The organism is Phytohabitans aurantiacus, assembly GCF_027923225.1.
Classification (GTDB): domain Bacteria; phylum Actinomycetota; class Actinomycetes; order Mycobacteriales; family Micromonosporaceae; genus Phytohabitans; species Phytohabitans aurantiacus.
This window is the reverse complement of record NZ_BSDI01000094.1, coordinates 1-18,408: the sequence shown is the minus strand read 5'-3', so window position 1 is coordinate 18,408 and position 18,408 is coordinate 1. Positions and strand designations below refer to the sequence as shown.

The window sequence follows — 18,408 nt, the reverse complement described above, 5'->3', positions numbered from 1 at the left end:
CCGGTTCACAGAGTTACGGCGGTCATGGCGGAAGGGAAACGCCCGGTAACATTCCGAACCCGGAAGCTAAGCCTTCCAGCGCCGATGGTACTGCACTCGGGAGGGTGTGGGAGAGTAGGACACCGCCGGACATCTTCTTATTGAGGGCCACCCCAAATGGGGTGGCCCTCAATGTGTGTTTGGCCTCGGCGGGGCGGGGCAGGCGGCGACAGGCCGCCCCGAGCGAGCGGCCCTCGTCGAGTACAGGGAGGATGTACCTGTGAGTGAGGAACCTCGCGGGGATAACCCGCGGTATCGGGCCCAGGCGGACAACCAGGGGTCGGGCGACCGTGATGGCGGAGGCCGTCGCGACGATCGCGGCTTCTCGGGTGGCCAGCGGGGCGGATACAGCGGCGGCCGGGACGGCGGCTCGCGTGGGGGTTCCCGCGACGGCGGCTTCCGCGATGACCGCTCAGGCTCCCGCGACCGGGGTGCGACCGACCGGTCCGGCCGTGACGGCGGATACCGTGGCCGCGACGACCGGCCGGGTTCCCGCGACCGAGGCGACCGCCCGGGCGGCTCCGGCGGGTTCCGCGACGGCGGCAGGGGCGGTGACGACCGGGGCGGCTTCCGCGACCGGTCCGGTGGGTCACGTGGCACGGGTGACCGCGAAGGTGGCTTCCGCGGGCGCGACGATCGGGGCGGTGACCGGCCCCGTGGCTCCCGTGACGGCGGCGAAGGCGGTTTCCGGGGCGGTCGAGACCGCGACGACCGGGGCGGGTTCCGCGACGGCGCGGGATACCGCGGCGGGCAGCGCGACGACTCGCGTGGCGGCGGCCGGTTCGGTGGCGATCAGCGGTCGTTCCGCGGCCGCGACGGCGGCGGATTCCGCGACCGTGACGGTGGTGCGCGCGGCGACCGAGCTGGATCCGGCGGCCGCGACGGTGGTCCGCGCAGAGACGGCGACCGGGGCGGCTTTGGCGGCGGCCCGCGTCGTGACGGCGACCGCGGCGGTTTCCGCGACGGTGGTCCGCGCCGCGACGGCGACCGAGGTGGCTTCCGCGACGGTGGTCCGCGCCGTGACGGTGACCGCCCGGGTTTCGGCGGTCGCGACGGTGGTCCGCGCCGTGACGGTGATCGGGGCGGCTTCCGCGACAGCGGGCCGCGTCGCGACGGTGGCGACCGGGGCGGCTTCCGTGACCGTGATGGCGGTGGATCGGGACGCCGGGACGCGAGCGACGGCGGCGGCCGGGCCGGCTTCGGCGGCGGGCCACGCCGCGACGGCGACCGTGGCGGGTTCCGCGATGGCGGTCCGCGTCGCGATGGTGACCGGGGTGGCTTCCGTGACAGTGGTCCGCGTCGCGATGGTGACCGTGGCGGGTTCCGTGACAGTGGTCCGCGTCGCGATGGTGACCGTGGCGGGTTCCGTGACAGCGGGCCGCGTCGCGATGGCGACCGCCCTGGATTCAGCGGTGGTCCGCGCCGTGACGGTGACCGGGGCGGCTTCCGCGACAGCGGCCCCCGCCGCGACGGGGCCGGGTTCGGCGGACGCGAGGGTGGTCCTCGCAGAGACGGCGACCGGGGCGGCTTCGGCGGCGGCCCGCGACGCGACGGCGGTGGCTTCCGTGACAGTGGTCCGCGCCGCGATGGCGACCGTGGCGGGTTCCGTGACCGTGATGGCGGTGGAGCGGGACGCCGGGACGCGAGTGACGGCGGTGGCCGGGCCGGCTTTGGCGGCGGGCCGCGGCGTGACGGTGGCGATCGGGCCGGGTTCGGTGGGCGTGACGGTGGTCGAGATGGCGACCGTGGCGGCTTCCGCGATGGTGGCGCGCGCCGCGAAGGCGGGTTCGGTGGCGACCGGGGCGGGTTCCGCGAGGGCGGGCCGCGCCGGGACGGCGACCGTGGCGGGTACGGCGACCGGCGGGAGCGCACCGGATTCCGTGACAGCGGCGGCCCTGACCGGCCGAGCTCCAGGGATCGTGACGGGCGTCCGGGGTTCCGCGATGACAGGGCGCGCGGCGGCGACCGGCCCGGGTTCCGGGACCGTGGCGACGGGGGCGGCTACGGCGACCGCGCGGGCCAGGGGGAGCGGCGGTTCGAGCGCCGGGACGTCGGGGCGCCTGGTGGCGACCGCGGCCCGGAGGACCGTGACCAGGTGCGCGACGGCGACGAGAGCGGCGAGCGGACCGAGCGCACGGGTCCGCCGGTACTGCCCGACGACATCGAGGCGTCGGACCTCGCAGGTGAGGTGCGCGCCGAGCTGCTGTCGCTGGCGCGGGGTATCGCTGACACGGTGGCGCGGCACCTGGTGGCCACCGGCAAGCTGATCGACGAGGACCCGGCTGAGGCGCTGGCGCACGCTGTCGCGGCACGGCGGTTGGCGTCCCGGATCGCCGCGGTGCGGGAAGCGGTCGGGCTGGCGGCGTACCACGCTGGGGAGTGGCAGACGGCGATCGCGGAGCTGCGCACATACCACCGGATGAGCGGTACGCAGACGCATCTCGCGGTGGTCGCTGACAGCGAGCGCGCGCTGGGGCGGCCGGAGCGGGCGATCGACCTGTTCCGGGCGGCGGATCGGTCCACAATGGACCCGGGCGAGGCCGTGGAGCTGCTGATCGTGGCGGCCGGCGCGCGGAGTGACCTCGATCAGAAGGACGCTGCCGTCGCGATGCTCCAGGTGCGCGAGCTGACCGCTGAGCCGGCGGAGCCGTGGACCGCGCGACTGCGGTACGCGTACGCCGACATGCTGCTCGCCGTGGATCGTCGTGACGAGGCGCGGGAGTGGTTCGCGCGGGCGGCGGAGGTCGACGAAGACTCGACCACGGACGCCGCCGAGCGGCTGCTCGAGCTCGATGGCGTGGTGCTGGAGGGCGACGACGACGAGTTCGACGAGGACGAGGCCGGCTACGACGCCGACGCGGAAGCCGACGTCGAAGAGGAAGACGACGAGGCTGACGCCGACGACGAGTTCGAAGAGGGCGAAGCCTCGTACGACGAGGACGACGAAGACGACGACTACGACGAAGACGAAGAGGACTACGAGGACACGATCGCCGACGCCGACGCCGACGCCGACGCCGACGATGGCGCCGACACGGACGAGGACGTGGAAGCGGCCTTGGACGACGAGGCGGACGAGGACGGCGTGGACGCGGCCTTGGACGACGAGGCGGACGACGAGGCGGATGAGGACGCCGGCGCCGCGCAGGATGCGGACGCCGCCTTGGAAGCTGACGCCGCCTTCGACGCGGACGCCGCGCTGAAGGCCGACGCCCGCGACGTGGGCGAGAACGGCGATGGTGACGCGGATGGCGTTGACGGCGAGGACGACGTCGTCACGGCGGTGGTCGCTCGCGGCGAGGGCGACCACGAAGACGTCGTCGAGGACAAGGTGGCCGAGGACGAGTTCGCTTACGCGGCCGAGGATGACGACGCCGAGAAGCCGGCCGGCACCGGTGGCGACGTGAAGGCTGGGGAGAGCGACAAGTCGTGAGTACGGGGAAGCGGCTGGTCGACGGGTATGACCTGGTCATCTTCGACCTGGACGGGGTCGTCTACCTGATCGACCGGCCGATACCCGGTGCCGTGGAAGCCGTGGCCGAGCTGCACCGGGGCGGCACCCCGTTGGCGTACGCGACGAACAACGCCTCGCGCCGATCGGGTGAGGTCGCTGATCTGCTGACCGCGCTGGGCGTACCCGCGACTGCTGACGAGGTGCTCACCTCAGCTGGCGCGGCGGCGGCCGTGCTGGCGCAGAGGCTGTCGCCGGGTGATCGTGTCCTGGTGGTGGGCGCCGAGGCGCTGCGCGCCGAGGTGCGCGAGGCGGGCCTGACGCCGGTGTCGGCGGCGGGTGAGGCGCCGGTGGCGGTGGTGCAGGGGTATGGGCCGGAGGTTGGCTGGGCCGATCTGGCCGAGGCGTGTGTGGCCGTGCGTGGCGGGGCGCTGTGGGTCGCGACCAACACCGACCGCACCCTGCCGAGCCCACGCGGGCCGTTGCCGGGGAATGGTTCGTTGGTGGCGGCGCTGCGTACGGCGCTGGGCCGCGAACCGGACGTGGTCGTGGGCAAGCCGGAGCCGGAGCTGTTCGCGACCGCGGCGCGGCTGGTTGGCGCGCGGCGGCCGTTGGTGGTCGGTGACCGGCTGGACACCGACATCGAGGGCGCGGTGCGTGCCGGCATGGACAGCCTGCTGGTGCTGACGGGGGTGTCCGGGGCGGCCGATCTGCTGGCAGCGCCGGAGTCGCGGCGACCGACGTTCGTGGCGGCTGACCTGTCGGGGCTGTTCGAAGTGGACGAGGCGGTACGCGTGCCGCCCGTGGCCGTCGACGGCTGGCAGCTGGACGGCGACGGGCTTTCCGGCAGCGGTGCGGTGTTGGACGCGCTACGCCTGCTGTGTGCCGCGACCTGGGCCGGCGCCAAGGTCCGCCCCACGTCGAGCGCGGCGCGCGACGCGTTCCACACCCTGGGCCTCTGAGCTCCACCGTGATCAGGGCGTCCCTCACGTCGCCCTAACGACTTGAGGGACGCCCTGATCACGAAGGGGAGCGGCGCGTGAGGGCCGCGCGGCTAGAGGAGTTTGCGGAGTTTTAGCAGGTCGAAGGGGCTGGCGCCGATCGACAGGCGGCGGGCGGCCATGGCGCGGGCGAAGTCCAGGCGCCCTTCGACCAGGGCGACCAGATCATCGCTGGTCGTCGTCAGGCTGATTTTGGCCTTGGGGTCGTCGCCGTCGGTGATGTCCTGGAGGCGGCCACCCGCCAGGCGGGCGTGGAAGGCCACCCCCAGGTCGGTGACCCGGCACGCGAGCGTGCGGTCGAGGTCGATCCGCTTGCCGCCGTTGGCCGCGTTGGCCTCCAGCTTGGCCGCGAGCTGGTCCAGCGCCTGCCGGCACTCCTGCACGGTGGCCACGGCAGCCTCCTCATCGTGCGCCACAACTGATCCACCGCACGGTACCTCAAAGGTCCTCACGGGCTGACCGGTAGCGTGACAGGTGAAGGTTCGTACTCCGGCGGAAGGACGCGGGATGGAAGCGTGGCGGGCATACCTCGAGCTTGCTCTGGGGCTCACCGAGGCGTCGCGCAAGAAGGCGCAGAAGGCGGCCAAGAAGCTCGTCGGCAAGGGTGGCGCGACGGCCGGCCAGTTGCAGGCGATGGCGGAGGAACTGGTCGCCACCAGCGTGGCCAACCGGGAGGCGCTGACCAAGCTGGTGCGGTTCGAGGTGGATCGCGCGCTGGGCAAGGTCGGGCTGGCCACCGCGGAGGAGGTCGCTGACCTGACCGCGCGGGTGCGCGAGCTGGAGGAGGAGCTGCGGACCACCAAGACGGTCCCGGCCACGCCTGCCTCGGCGGACGTCGCGCCCGCTCCGGTGGCAGCCTCGTCGGCTCAGGCGCCCGTCTCGCCGGCTGCGCCGCCCGTCTCGCCGGCCGCGGCGCCCGCGAAGAAGGTCGTCGCGAAGAAGGCTGTGGCCAAGAAGACGGTCGCGAAGAAGACAGTGGCCAAGAAGGCGGTCGCGGAGAAGGCTCCGGCCGAGGTCGAGCCGGCGGCTCAGAAGGCCGCGCCAGCCAAGAAGAGCGCGCCGGGCAGGAAGAGCGCGGCTCCGGCGAAGAAGGCCGGGCTGGCGAAGAAGGCTGGGCTGGCCAAGAAGGCGGCGCCGGCCGTCGACAGCGCGGCGCCCGCGCCGGAGTCGGTGGCGCTCGCGCCGGAGTTTGTGGCAGCCGCCACGCCGGTCGACAGCCCGGTCGCGCCAGCGAAGAAGACGGCTGCGAAGAAGGCTCCGGCACGCAAGACCTCGCCCGCCAAGAAGGCGGCGCCGCCACCGGCCGGTGAAGCGTGACCGGGCCCACGCCCGGCCCGTACCGGCCGCCCGTCCCCACGCCGCCGCCCGCCGGCCCAGCCGCGCCGGGGCCCGCGTCGCCGGTCTCCGGGGCGCCGGGAAGTGGCGCGTCGCCCGTACCCGCGCCGCCGCCGGGCTACGGTGCGGGCGCTGTGTCTGGGTCAGACGGTGACGGCTCTGGGCATCCGGCGGTCGACGCGGTGATCCAGTCCTTGGCGAACGCGGCCAACGTGCCGCTGCGGGACCAGATCGCCGAGTACGAGGCGGCGCACCGGACGCTGCAGGAGACGCTCGCCACCATCGACCAGGGCTGAGATGGCCAAGCGCACCCGGCTGGACGCCGAGCTGGTTCGCCGCGGCCTCGCACGCTCGCGCGAGCAGGCCGCGGAGCTGGTCGAGGCGGGGCGCGTCCAGCTGCGCGGGGTGCCGGCGCGGAAGGTCGCCGCGATGGTCGACCCCGCCGATCCGCTGCGGGTCGTCGGCGATGTCATCGAGTACGTCTCGCGTGGCGGGCACAAGCTCGCTGGCGCGCTGGCGGCGTTCGGCCCGGCGGGGTTGAGCGTCGAGGGCAAGCGCTGCCTGGACGCGGGCGCTTCCACGGGCGGCTTCACCGACGTGCTGCTGCGCGCCGGCGCGGCCGAGGTGGTGGCCGTCGACGTCGGCTACGGGCAGCTCGCGTGGCAGTTGCGGACCGACCCTCGGGTACAGGTACTCGATCGCACCAACGTGCGTACCCTCGTGCCCGAAACGATCGGCGGGCCCGCCGCCGTCACGGTGGCGGATCTGTCGTTCATATCTTTGCGGTTGGTGTTGCCCGCGCTGGCCGCGTGCACCGCGGCCGATGGAGATTTGGCTCTGATGGTGAAGCCACAGTTCGAGGTGGGTAAGGAACGGGTGGGCGCCGGCGGAGTGGTGCGCGAGCCGGCGCTGCGCGCCGAGGCGGTGCTCGACGTGGCGGCCGCGGCCCGCGAGCTGGGGCTGGGTGTCGCCGGGGTGGCGGCCAGCCCGCTGCCCGGGCCGAGCGGCAACGTCGAGTTCTTCCTGTGGCTGCGCCAGGGCGCGCCGGACGTGGACGAGGAACAGGTGCACGCGGTGGTGAACGGATGAGAAGCGCCCTGCTGGTGACGCACACCGGGCGGCAGGACAGCACGCAGCATGCCCGGACGGTGGCGGCTGACCTGATCGCGGCCGGGTTCGAGGTGCGGGTGGTCGCCGAGGAGGTGGCCGATCTCGGGCTGCCCGGGGTGACGCCGGTGAGCGGGTTGGCGGCGGCTGACGGTACCGAGATCGTCTTCGCGCTCGGCGGCGATGGCACGTTTCTGCGCGCCGCCGAACTGGCGCGGCCGGCGAAGGCGCCGCTGCTGGGCATCAACCTGGGCAAGGTGGGATTCCTTGCGGAGGCTGAGATTGACGACCTGGATACGGCCGTGCGCGGGGTGGTGGCGCGTGACTACACAGTGGACGAACGTCTGACGCTCGACGTTATCGCCGACGTGGACGGGGAACGCACCGTCGAGTCGTGGGCTCTCAACGAGGTGAGCGTCGAAAAAGGCCAGCGTTCTCACATGATCGAGCTACTGGTCGATGTGGACGGTCGGCCGATCTCGCGGTACGGGTGCGACGGCGTGGTGTGCGCGACGCCGACCGGTTCGACGGCGTACGCGTTTTCGGCCGGCGGGCCCGTGGTGTGGCCGGAGGTCGAGGCGCTGCTGCTGGTGCCGGTGAGCGCGCACGCGCTGTTCAGCCGGCCGCTGGTTACCGCGCCGACGTCGACGTTCGTGATCACCGTCGACCCGTACACGACGTCGGCGACGATGTGCTGCGACGGCCGGCGCGTGGTCGACCTGCCGCCCGGCGCGAAGGTCACGGTGCGGCGCGGCAGCCTTCCGGTGCGTATCGTGCGGCTCGGGTCGCGGCCGTTCAGTGACCGGCTGGTGGCCAAGTTCGAACTGCCTGTCGAAGGTTGGCGCGGGAATCGCCGGTAGCTTTTCCACAGGCCGGCCCTGCGGGTGGTGGGTGTCGGACGGCGCTATTACTGTCTTGAGGCGTGCTGGAAGAGCTTCGCATCACCGGCCTCGGGGTCATCGATGACACCACCCTGCCGTTGACCGGTGGGATGAATGTCATCACCGGCGAGACCGGCGCGGGCAAGACAATGGTCGTCACCGGTCTGGGCCTGCTGTTCGGCGGGCGTGCCGACGCTGGCCGGGTGCGCGCCGACCCGGGGCGGGCGGTCGTCGAGGGCCGGCTCAGGCTGGTCGACCCCACTGCCGCCGCGGTCCAGGCCCGCATCGCCGACGCTGGCGCCGAGCCCGACGACGACGGCACGGTGCTGCTCAGCCGCACTGTCACGGTTGAGGGCCGGTCGCGGGCGCATGTGGGCGGTCGCGGTGCGCCGGTGTCGGTGCTCGCCGACGTGGGCGAGCACGTCGTGGCTGTGCACGGGCAGTCCGACCAGCTGAGGCTGCTGCGCCCCTCGGAGCAGAGGGGGGCGCTCGACCGGTTCGCCGGGCCGGAGCACGAGAAGCTGCTCGACACCTACCGCGAGGCATACACGCAGTGGCGGCAGGTCGAAGACGACCTCGCTGATCGCTGGCGCAACGCCCGGGAGCGTAATCAGGAGGCCGACCTGCTGCGGCTCGGCCTCGACGAGATCACCCGGGTCGACCCGCAAGAGGGCGAAGACGACGAGCTGAAGGCCGAGGCGCAGCGGCTCGAGCACGCCGAGGGCCTGCGCACGGCGGCCGCGCTGGCGTACCAGTCGGTGGCCGGCGGCGCGGAGGGTGGCGACGACACGCCCGACGCCACGAGCCTGCTGGGCCTGGCCCGCCGCACCCTGGAAGGGCAGGCCGGGCTCGACAGCAAGCTCGGCGACCTGTCGGTCCGGCTCGAAGAGGCCGCCACTCTGATGGGTGACGTGGCCGCCGAGCTGTCGGCGTACCTCGACGCGCTCGACGCCGACCCGGCGCGCCTGGAGACGATCTACGAGCGACGGGCGGCGCTGCGGGGGCTGACCCGCAAGTACGCCGACGACGTCGACGGGGTGATCGCGTGGGCGGCGCGAGCGCGCGAGCGCCTGTCCGTGCTGGACACCTCCGACGAGCTGCTCGAAGAGCTCGACCGGGAGCGCCAGCGGCTGGCCGGCGAGGTGACGGCGCTCGGTGAGCGGCTCACCGAGGCCCGTCGCGAGGCGGCCGGCCGGTTCGCCGATCAGGTGACCGTCGAGCTCGCCGGCCTGGCGATGCCGCACGCCCGCATCGAGGTGGCGGTGGTGCCGCGCGAGGTGGGCCCCGACGGCGCCGACGAGGTCGAGCTGCGGTTGCTCGCCCACCCCGGCGCCCCGTCGTTGCCGTTGCAGCGCGGCGCGTCCGGCGGCGAGCTGTCGCGGGTGATGCTGGCGATCGAGGTGGTGTTCGCGGGTGCGGGCGGTCCGCCCACGCTGGTGTTCGACGAGGTCGACTCCGGGGTCGGCGGGCAGGCGGCCGTGGAGATCGGCAAGCGGCTGGCGCGGCTGGCGCGCAGCCACCAGGTACTGGTGGTGACGCACCTGCCGCAGGTGGCCGCGTTTGCCGATCGGCACCTGGTGGTGGCCAAGGACACCGGTGGGGCGGTCACGACCAGCGGGGTCCGGGTAGTGGAAGACACCGACCGGGCCCGGGAGCTGGCTCGGATGCTGGCTGGTTTGCCGGACTCCGACCTGGGTATCGCGCATGCGGAGGAATTGCTGGCGGTCGCCGCCCGCGAAAAGCGCGGGTAACACCCTGCCGGGTGACTAGCGTCACATCGATTTTCGCTGAGCCGCAGGTCAGGCGCGTCGCGGTCGGAAAAAGTTTGGCGGCCATGCCACGATGGTCACGATGCGTCTACCCACTTTGCGCCGGACCCGGAGCGCAGAACCGGGCACTGTAACCGGCACCGCGCGCCTCGACCGCCGGACCAAGCGTCTGGCGGGCCGGTTGCGCCCGGGCGACGTCGCGGTCATTGACCACGTCGACATCGATCGGGTCGCGGCCGACTCGCTCGTGGCGGTCGGGGTCTCCGCGGTGCTCAACGCGAAGCCGTCCGTCTCCGGGCGGTATCCGAACCTTGGCCCTGAGGTGTTGATCCAGGCGGGCATCCCGCTGGTCGACGACCTGGGCGAAGGCATCTTCCAAGCGATACGCGAGGGCGACACGGTCCGCGTCGAGGGCGACAAGGTCTTCGTGGGCGCCGAGCCGGTCGGCAGCGGGGTGCGGCAGGACGCCGAGTCGGTCGCGAAGGCGATGGCCGACGCGCGCGAGGGCCTGTCGGTGCAGTTGGAGGCGTTCGCCGCCAACACGATGGAGTACCTCAAGCAGGAGCGTGACCTGCTGCTCGACGGTGTCGGCGTGCCCGACATCGAGACGCACATCGGCGGGCGGCACTGCCTGATCGTGGTGCGCGGCTACGACTACAAGGCCGACCTGGAGGTTCTCCGGCCGTACATCCGGGAGTTCAAGCCGGTGCTGATCGGCGTCGACGGAGGCGCCGACGCCCTGGTCGAGGCCGGCTACACGCCCGACATGATCATCGGTGACATGGACTCGGTCACCGACGACGTGCTGCGCTGCGGTGCCGAGGTAGTCGTGCACGCGTACCCGGACGGGCGCGCGCCGGGCCTGGCGCGGGTGCAGCAGCTCGGCCTGGCGGCGATCACGTTCCCGGCGGCAGCGACCAGCGAAGACCTGGCGATGCTGCTCGCCGACGAGAAGGGTGCCTCGCTGATCGTGGCGGTGGGCACGCACGCGACGCTGGTGGAGTTCCTCGACAAGGGGCGCGGCGGCATGGCGTCGACGTTCCTGACCCGGCTGAAGGTGGGCGGCAAGCTGGTCGACGCCAAGGGCGTGAGCCGGCTGTACCGGCAGAGCATCTCCGGGTCGTCGCTGCTGTTGCTGGTGCTGTCGGCGATCGCGGCCATGACATCGGCGGTGGCGGTGTCCACCGTGGGCAAGGCCTACCTCGCTGTGGTCTCGGAGTGGTGGGACAATCTGGTCTTCCAACTCGGCCAGCTTTTCTGACGGGGCGATACGTGTGATCAATTTCCGGTACCACGTGGTGTCGCTGACCGCCGTGTTCCTCGCCTTGGCGATCGGGCTGGTGGTCGGCACCGCGGCGCTGAACGGCCCGGTCGCCGATTCGTTGAAGGACCGCGTCAACGCCCTCGGCAAAGACAACCGCCAGCTGCGCGAGCAGGTCAGCAGCCTCCAGGAGGAGGCGAACCGGGAAGAAGACTTCGCCACCGAGAGCGCGCCGTACATGCTGGCCGGCAAGCTGAGCGGCCGCCGCGTCCTGCTGCTGACGATGCCGAGCGGCCGGGATCAGGCCGACGGTGTGAAGAAGATGCTGGAGATGGCCGGCGCGACCATCACCGGCCGGGTGGACGTCCAGGACAAGCTGGTCAACCCGGACAACAGCGTCGAGCTGCTGGACCTGGCCGACCAGGCGTCCCAGCCCACCATCCCGACCACCGGCCTGCCGGCCAACAGCGACGGCATCGAGACCTCCAGCGCGCTGCTGGCGACGGCCCTGCTCGACCGGCCGGCCGCGGCGGTGCCGGTCTCGGCGACCGACCTGAAGGCGCTGCTGGCCGCGTACTCGTCGGCTGGCTACATCAGCGTCGAAGACGACAAGGTCACCGGCCCGGCCGAGGCGGTCGTGATCGTCTCCGGCCAGCCCTACACCGACAGCGAGTCGGTCAAGAAGGACGAGGCCGTGGTGACGGTCGCCGACCAGTTCGACAAGGTGGGCCCGCTGGTGGTGGCCGGCAACGGCGCCACCGACGGCAACCTGGTCGCCGGCGTGCGGGGCGATCCCGCGCTGTCCAAGAGCATCTCGACCGTCGACAACAGCAACACCACGCAGGGTCAGGTCGTCACCGCGCTCGCCGTGGTGGAGCAGCTGACCCAGGGCAAGGCTGGCCAGTACGGGCTGGGCGCCGGCAACTCCTCGATGATGCCGAAGCAGAACGAGAAGTGAGGCGCGGGCTCGCTTTTGCGATAGGCGCGGCGGTCTCTCGGGCGGTGTTGCGCCGTGCCGGGTCGCCTGAGGTGCTGCGCCGCACCAACTTCCGGGGTCGCGAGGTCACGCTCGCTGGCGGGCCGGCGCTGGCCGCGGGCGCGTCGGTCGGTGCCGCCGCGGGGGCGCCCACGCCGGCGGCGGCCGCGGCGGCGCTCACCGCTGGGCTCGGCGCCGGCGTCGTCGGCCTGTACGACGATGTGGTGGGGGCTCGGCCGGAGCAGAAGGCGGCGAAAGGCTTCAAAGGCCACCTGACGGCGCTGCGCGAAGGGCGCGTCACGAGCGGCCTGGTGAAGATCGCGGGCGTGGGCGCCGCCGGCCTCGCGGCCTCCGCGCTGCTCGCGGCCGACCCCGGCCGGCGGCGCAAGAGCCGCACCGGGCTCGTCGCGGATGTCCTGCTCGGAGCGGGCGTCATCGCCGGTACTGCCAACCTGCTCAACCTGTTCGACCTGCGCCCCGGACGGGCGATCAAGGCCGGCGCCCTCATCGCCACCCCGCTCCTCACCACAGGCCGCACCCCCGTGATCAGGGCGTCCCCGAAGTCGCTAGAACGACTTGAGGGACGCCCTGATCACGGGAGGGGGAGCGCTGGGGGGAGTGCGGCCATGGTGGCGGGGGCGTTGGGGGGCGCGGCCGGGGTGCTGCCCGACGATCTCGGCGAGCGGGCGATGCTCGGCGACTGCGGCGCCAACGCGTACGGGGCGCTGCTGGGCGTGGCGATCGCCTCCCGCACCGGGCCGGTCGGGCGCGCGGCGGCGCTGGCCGGCCTTGTCGCGCTGACCGCCGCCAGCGAAAAGGTCTCCTTCACCCAGGTCATCCAGAGCACGCCCGGCCTGCGCGAACTGGATGCGCTCGGCCGGCGTCCCTGACGTGGCGGCCACCGGCCGGATCGCCGGTGCCGCGGCGCTGATCGCCGTCCTGACGGTGGCGAGCCGGCTCGCCGGGTTCGCGCGCACGGGCACGTTCACGTGGGTGGTGGGAAACACCGATCTGGGTGACATCTACCTCGCGGCGAACACCGTCCCCAACATCATCTTCGAGATCGTGGCCGGTGGGGCGCTGGCCAGTCTGGTGGTACCCCTGCTGGCTGGAAGTGTCGACAAGGGTGATCGGGCCGAGGTGTCGGCCACGACGTCGGCGCTTCTGACCTGGACCACGAGCCTGCTGCTGCCGCTCGCGGCGCTGGTGGCGCTGCTGGCCGGCCCGATCGTGTCGGTGCTCTATCCGGGCGGTAGCCCGGAGCAACTCGAGGCGGGGGAGCGAATGCTCCGAGTCTTCGCACCGCAATTACCCCTGTATGGCATCGGGATTGTGCTGACCGGTGTGTTGCAGGCGCACCGACGGTTCGCGTGGCCCGTGATAGCGCCTCTGCTGTCGAGCGTCACCGTGATCGGCGCGTACGTGACGTTCGGCGCGGTCGAGGGGCGCCGCGCCGGCCTCGGGCAGGTCGGCCTGACCGGCGAGATGATCCTGGCGGTGGGCACCACGCTGGGCGTCGTCGTGCTGTCGTCGTGCCTGCTGATCCCGGTGCGCACGCTGGGGCTGCGGCCGCGGCCGACCTACCACTTCCCGGTCGAGGCGCGCCGCGACGTCGGTGGGCTGGCGCTCGCCGGCGCGGTCACGGTCGGTGCGCAGCAGGTGGCGATACTCGTGGCGTTGCGGCTGTCATCGGGCGGGCCCGAGGGCACCTACGTCGAGTACAACCTGGCGCAGACGATCTACCTGCTGCCCTGGGCGGTGCTGGCGGTGCCGCTGGCCACGGCGGCGTACCCGGCGCTGGCGGCCGCCCGCGACGACGAGCGGCGGTACCGCGAGACCCTCGCCCCGGCCGTGCGCGGCATCCTGCTGCTGTCCTGCCTCGGCGCCGCCGCGCTGGTGGCGGTCGCCGGACCGGTGGCGCGGTTCTTCCAGGTGCCGGCCGCCGAGCAGGGCATCGCCGGGTTCGCGCCTGGTTTGGTCGGGTATGGGATGTTCGCGGTGCTCACCCGGGCGATGTACGCGCGCGGCGAACCCGGACCGGCGGCAGCCGCCACCGCCGCCGGCTGGGGATGCGCCGCGCTCGCCGCGATCGGGCTGGCCGCCGGGCTGGCCGACGAACGGCGAGTGCTCGCCCTCACGCTGGGTAACTCCATCGGCATGGTCGTGCTGGGCGCGCTGCTGGTCGCGGTACTGGTGCGGCGGGCCGGACGGACGGCGCTGGCGGGCCTTTCCAGGGCGGCGCTGGTCGGTGTCCTCGCCGGTGGTGCCGCGGCCGCCGCGGGGTGGCTGGTCACCCGCGCGACCGGTACCCCGACCGACGGCGGCGCGGTCCTTCAGGGCATGCTGTCCGGAGCCGTCGTGGCCGCCGTGTTCGCCGGTGTCGCGTACCCGCTTGACCGGCACGACGTGCGGCCCATGATGAGAGCGGCACTACGGGGAAGGAGATCATGAGCGCCTTCACTGGTGATGTCGCCTTGGTCCTCGCTTCCAGCACCGGCGGGGTCGGGCAGCATGTCTCGTCGCTGACCCGGGGACTCCTGGCCGGTGGCGCCAGCGTGACCGTGTGTGGTCCCGCCGACACCGACGAGCGGTTCGGGTTCGCGGCGGCCGGCGCCCGGTTCGAGGCCGTCGAGATCCCGCCCAACCCCCGCCTTACCGACGCGCGCGCCGTGGGAGACCTGCGCCGGGCCATCGGCACCGTCGACGTGGTGCACGCGCACGGGCTGCGCGCCGGGTTCGTCGCCGCGCTGGTGCGGCCCCGGCCACCGCTGGTGGTCACCTGGCACAACGCGGTGCTCGCCGCCGGCCTGCGCGGCGCCGCGTCCCGCCTGCTCGAACGCGTCGTGGCCCGCACCGCACAAATCTCCCTCGGCGCCTCCGACGACCTGGTCGCCCGCGCCGCCGAGGTCGGCGCTCGTAACGCCCGCCTGTGCCCCGTCGCGGCGCCCGCGCTGCCACCGCCCCGGCGCAGCCGCGCCGCGGTGCGCGCCGAGTTCGCCGTCGAGCCCGAGCGACCCCTCGTGCTGTCCGTCGGGCGGCTGCACCCGCAGAAGCGGTACGACATCCTGGTCGACGCCGCCGCCCGCTGGCGTGACCTGCGCCCCGCGCCGCGCGTGGTGATCGCCGGCACCGGGCCGGCGTACATGTCCCTCGCGCAGACCATCTCCGCCGCCCGTGCCCCGGTCACCCTGCTCGGGCACCGCACCGACGTGTCCGACCTGCTCGCCGGCGCCGACCTGGCGGTCGTCACCAGCGACTGGGAGGCTCGCCAACTGTTCGCGCAGGAGGCGCTGCAGGCCGGGGTACCGCTGGTCGCCACCGCCGTCGGCGGGGTGCCCGGCCTGGTACACGACGCCGCCAAGCTCGTGCCGCCCGGCGACGTCGACGCGGTCGACGCGGCCATCCGCGAGATGCTCGCCGACCCCGCGCTGCGCGCCGAGTACGCGCGGCGGGGACCGATCCAGGCGGCCACCTGGCCGAACGAGTCCGACACCGTCGCCGCCGTGCAGGCGGTGTACGCCGAGGTCGTGGCGGCCCAGCCGCGATGAGGTTCTGGTTCGCGCTGTCCGCTGTGCTCCTGGTCTTTCTGAGCGGCACCCCGGTCTTTCTGAGTGGCGGCCCGGCCGCGGCGGCACCCGCACCGAGCCCGGCACCGGTCGACTACGTGATCATCGCGGGCGTCGCCGGGCTGCGCTGGGAAGACATCGACGCGCAGAACACACCCACGCTGTGGGCGATGGCCGAGCGCGGCTCGATCGGCTCGCTGTCGGTGCGCTCCGCGCAGCAGCCCACCTGCCCGCTCGACGGCTGGGTCACGCTCGGCGCCGGCAACCGGGCCGCCTGGGTCACCAGTACGCCGTCGCGCACGCCACCGCCGGTCTGCGCCCGCCGCGACGTCACCGTCGAACGTCCCGACGGCATCGGCGCGTACCTGCCCGAGGTGCGGCAGGTCGTCCGGTACAACCAGGAGCAGATGCCGTACGGGGCGGTGCCCGGCGCGCTCGCCGAGTCCGTGCGGTGCACGGTCGCGGTCGGCACCGGTGCCGCCGTCGCCGCCGCGCGGCCGTTCGGGCGGGTCGACCGGTACGAGCCCGCGCTGCCCGCCCAACCCCAGGACCTGCTCGACGACTGCCGCCTCGGCATCGTCGACCTCGGCACCGTCGCCGCCCAGGACGCCACCCTGCGGGAAGCGGAGGCCCGGCGCGCCGACAGGGCGCTGGCCGCGGTACTCGCCGCCCGCCCCGCCGACTCGCTGGTCATCGTCGCCGGCCTGTCCGACACCGACCGCGTCAACCGCCTGCACGTCGCGATCGCCGACGGACCCGGCTGGGAAGGCGACTGGCTCACCTCGGCCAGCACCGGCCGCGACGGGTACCTACAGCTCGTCGACCTGGCACCCACCGCCCTCGCGGCACTCGGCCGCGAACTGCCCCAACGGGTCTTCGGCGGCCAACCCGCCCGCACCGTCCCCGGCCGCCCCGCCGAACTCGACGTCGCCGTCACCCAACCCGCCGACGCCGACCGCGAAGCCGGCGCCCAACGCGACGTCGCCACCTGGTTCTTCGGGCTGCTCGCCGGCCTGCAACTGCTGCTGGCCATCCTTGTCGTGCCGCTGCTGCGCCGCGCCCGCGGCCACATCGGTCCGCACGGCCCGCGGCCGGCGCCGCGAGGGCTCGTCGCCGCCGTCGAGGTGCTGCTGGTCGCGGCCGCGCTGGCCATCCCGGCCGCGCTGGTCGCGGACGCGGTGCCGTGGTGGCGCTCCGACCACGCCGGCTTGCTGTTCGCGGCGGTCACTTTGGCGGTACTGGCGGCAGGCACCGCCGCGATCCGATACAGCCCGCGGTACCGGGCGACCCTCGGCCCGCTCGCCATGGTCGCCGCGGTCGCCGCCATCGTCGTCGCCGCCGACGTGATCACCGGCGCCCGGCTCCAGCTCAACGGCGTGGCCGGCTACTCCGCGCTGACCGGCAACCGGTACGCGGGACTGGGGCGCGTCGGCCTCGGCGTCTTCCTCGCCGGCACCCTGCTCGTGTCCGGCTGCCTGGCACAGCAGGTACGCCGAGCGTGGCGCCCGGTCGTGTTCGGCACCGTCGGCGGGGCCGGCATCCTCCTGGTCGGCAGCCCGTACCTGGGCGCGGACGCGGTCGGGGCGATCGCGCTCACCGCCGGCGTGTGCATCGCGGCCGCCATCAGCACCGGCGGCTGGCTGACGTTCGCGAGACTCGCCTGGGCGACCCTCGCCGGCCTGTTCGTGACGGCCGGGTTCGCGCTGTTCGACCTGTCCCGCCCCGACGCCGAACGCGACCGCCTCGGCCGCTTCATCACCGCACTCGGCGACGGCACCGGCGGCCGCGCCGTCCAACGGGCGGCCGCCTCCAGCGTCGGCGCCCTCGACGACAGCCCGCTGACCGTGCTCGCCGTGGTGGGCGTGGTACTCGTATGGTTCGCTCTGCTACGACCATGGGGCGGCTTGAAGCGGCTCCTCGGCCTGTACCCGGCGATCCGTGCCGCGATGGTCGGCATCACGACGGCGGCCATGATCGGCGGCGTACTGGGAGGCTCGGGTTTGGATGTGGCGGGCGCGGTGGCCGCCTTGACCGTGCCGATGGCGACGCTGGCAGCCCTCCGCGTCCTCGACCACGCCTCAGACCGCACCCTCCCACCGTTAGACCCCGACCAACTCCCCTCCCCACCCGTCCCGCCTACGCCCGCGGCCCCCGCGCCCGCGGTCCCCGCGCCCCCCGCGCCTGCGGTCCCCGCGCCTGCGGTCCCCGCGCGCGCGGACGCCGAGGTCCAGCTCACGGACGCTGCGTCCGCGCCCGCCGAGGTCACGCCCGCGGACGCCGCAGTCACGCCCGCCGAGCCCCTGCCTGCGCCGTCGGCGTCCGTATCGGGGCCTGCCGCGTCCGCGCCGACGCCCGCGCCCGCGCCGGAGGCGCCTTCTCCGTCGATCAAGGGCTAACGCACGCGGTTGGATCTCTTATCCGCGTGTATTCGCCCTTGATCGACGCAGACGCCCTTGATCGACGCGCCAAGCCCGACCCGCGGCATGGACGCTCGCGCGTGCAAGACCTCACCGTGCGCTGATCTTGCAGTTGTCATGGCGGAATGCCCGGTTTGGGACGTGACAAGTGCAAGATCGCCGCAGGGTCTGGGTCGACGGCGAGCGGGCGGTAAGGGGTGAGCGTGAGTTGGGGCGGAGGGTGAGGCTGCGGGAGCGACGGTCTGGCCCGCGACGGACATCGCGGTAGCTCAGGTCGGGCTTATCGGGCTTAGCGGGCTTGATGTGGCGTTGGACCGCGTACCGCGACCGCGCCGATCAAGGAGATCTGCATGGATCAAGGGCGAATGCACGCGGAAAGAGATCCAACCGCGTGCCTTTGCCCTTGATCGGCGCGACCGGTGTGGCGACACGCCGTGCCGTGCCAGCCGGGCGGCGCCTGCGCGTGGATTGGAGATCAAAGCACGTGCGTTCGCCCTTGATCGGCGCGCGCCCTGCGCGCAGAACCCCGCGCGCAAACCCCGCGCGCAGGCCCAGGGCGGCGCGCGCAGAGCCGCGCGCAGAGCCGCGCGCAGAGCCGCGCGCAG

The 18,408-nt window shown here is 73.4% G+C and carries 13 protein-coding genes, 1 rRNA gene and 2 pseudogenes; 14 read left to right on the top strand and 2 right to left on the bottom strand.

Annotated features, from left to right (window positions below):
* The first annotated feature begins 14 nt into the window (after nucleotides 1-14).
* A 5S ribosomal RNA gene (rrf, locus tag QMG73_RS44610) occupies nucleotides 15-131 on the top strand.
* 497 nt (nucleotides 132-628) lie between these two features.
* On the opposite strand, the gene QMG73_RS44605 is transcribed toward rrf, so the two are convergent.
* Nucleotides 629-2,284 (bottom strand): hypothetical protein, encoded by a 1,656-nt coding sequence (locus QMG73_RS44605; RefSeq protein WP_281906057.1) that lies wholly within the window; start codon nucleotides 2,282-2,284, stop codon nucleotides 629-631.
* Between QMG73_RS44605 and QMG73_RS44600 the strand changes: the two are divergent.
* Nucleotides 2,273-2,858: pseudogene (locus tag QMG73_RS44600) on the top strand (Replicase polyprotein 1ab); the annotation flags it as partial. The gene QMG73_RS44605 and the pseudogene QMG73_RS44600 overlap by 12 nt on opposite strands.
* A gap of 610 nt (nucleotides 2,859-3,468) precedes the next feature.
* The gene (locus QMG73_RS44595) at nucleotides 3,469-4,452 is read left to right on the top strand and encodes an HAD-IIA family hydrolase (protein ID WP_281906055.1); all 984 of its coding nucleotides are present in this window, start codon (nucleotides 3,469-3,471) and stop codon (nucleotides 4,450-4,452) included.
* A gap of 92 nt (nucleotides 4,453-4,544) precedes the next feature.
* Here QMG73_RS44595 and QMG73_RS44590 read toward each other — a convergent pair whose 3' ends face one another.
* Entirely contained in the window at nucleotides 4,545-4,883 is a 339-nt protein-coding gene (locus tag QMG73_RS44590; protein WP_281906052.1) for an alkyl sulfatase C-terminal domain-containing protein, read from the bottom strand.
* A gap of 115 nt (nucleotides 4,884-4,998) precedes the next feature.
* On the opposite strand from QMG73_RS44590, the pseudogene QMG73_RS44585 reads away from it, so the two are divergent.
* From QMG73_RS44585 to QMG73_RS44535, 11 genes and pseudogenes are all read left to right on the top strand, one after another.
* A pseudogene (locus QMG73_RS44585) lies at nucleotides 4,999-5,607 on the top strand (phasin family protein); the annotation flags it as partial.
* Between the two features lie 353 nt (nucleotides 5,608-5,960).
* Nucleotides 5,961-6,122: a hypothetical protein gene (locus QMG73_RS44580; RefSeq protein WP_281906050.1), complete on the top strand. Its 162-nt coding sequence runs from the start codon at nucleotides 5,961-5,963 to the stop codon at nucleotides 6,120-6,122.
* 1 nt (nucleotide 6,123) lies between these two features.
* Nucleotides 6,124-6,915 (top strand): TlyA family RNA methyltransferase, encoded by a 792-nt coding sequence (locus QMG73_RS44575; RefSeq protein WP_281906047.1) that lies wholly within the window; start codon nucleotides 6,124-6,126, stop codon nucleotides 6,913-6,915.
* Nucleotides 6,912-7,793, top strand: a complete 882-nt coding sequence (locus tag QMG73_RS44570; RefSeq protein ID WP_281906045.1) for an NAD kinase — start codon at nucleotides 6,912-6,914, stop codon at nucleotides 7,791-7,793. Before QMG73_RS44575 ends, QMG73_RS44570 begins: the two co-directional genes overlap by 4 nt.
* Before the next feature lie 62 nt (nucleotides 7,794-7,855).
* Complete coding sequence (gene recN, locus QMG73_RS44565; protein ID WP_281906044.1) at nucleotides 7,856-9,565, top strand: DNA repair protein RecN; 1,710 nt, start codon at nucleotides 7,856-7,858, stop codon at nucleotides 9,563-9,565.
* 100 nt (nucleotides 9,566-9,665) lie between these two features.
* Nucleotides 9,666-10,844: a putative cytokinetic ring protein SteA gene (gene steA, locus QMG73_RS44560; RefSeq protein WP_281906042.1), complete on the top strand. Its 1,179-nt coding sequence runs from the start codon at nucleotides 9,666-9,668 to the stop codon at nucleotides 10,842-10,844.
* Between the two features lie 13 nt (nucleotides 10,845-10,857).
* Nucleotides 10,858-11,802: a copper transporter gene (locus QMG73_RS44555; RefSeq protein WP_281906040.1), complete on the top strand. Its 945-nt coding sequence runs from the start codon at nucleotides 10,858-10,860 to the stop codon at nucleotides 11,800-11,802.
* Nucleotides 11,799-12,710 carry a hypothetical protein gene (locus QMG73_RS44550; RefSeq protein ID WP_407676953.1) on the top strand — a complete coding sequence of 304 codons (912 nt, stop codon included), beginning with the start codon at nucleotides 11,799-11,801 and terminating at the stop codon, nucleotides 12,708-12,710. The genes QMG73_RS44555 and QMG73_RS44550 overlap by 4 nt, the downstream gene beginning before the upstream one ends.
* A 1-nt stretch (nucleotide 12,711) precedes the next feature.
* Nucleotides 12,712-14,271 (top strand): murein biosynthesis integral membrane protein MurJ, encoded by a 1,560-nt coding sequence (gene murJ, locus QMG73_RS44545; RefSeq protein ID WP_281906039.1) that lies wholly within the window; start codon nucleotides 12,712-12,714, stop codon nucleotides 14,269-14,271.
* Nucleotides 14,268-15,368 (top strand): glycosyltransferase family 4 protein, encoded by a 1,101-nt coding sequence (locus tag QMG73_RS44540; protein ID WP_281906037.1) that lies wholly within the window; start codon nucleotides 14,268-14,270, stop codon nucleotides 15,366-15,368. Before murJ ends, QMG73_RS44540 begins: the two co-directional genes overlap by 4 nt.
* Nucleotides 15,365-17,782 carry a hypothetical protein gene (locus tag QMG73_RS44535; protein WP_281906035.1) on the top strand — a complete coding sequence of 806 codons (2,418 nt, stop codon included), beginning with the start codon at nucleotides 15,365-15,367 and terminating at the stop codon, nucleotides 17,780-17,782. The genes QMG73_RS44540 and QMG73_RS44535 overlap by 4 nt, the downstream gene beginning before the upstream one ends.
* Nucleotides 17,783-18,408: the final 626 nt, after the last annotated feature.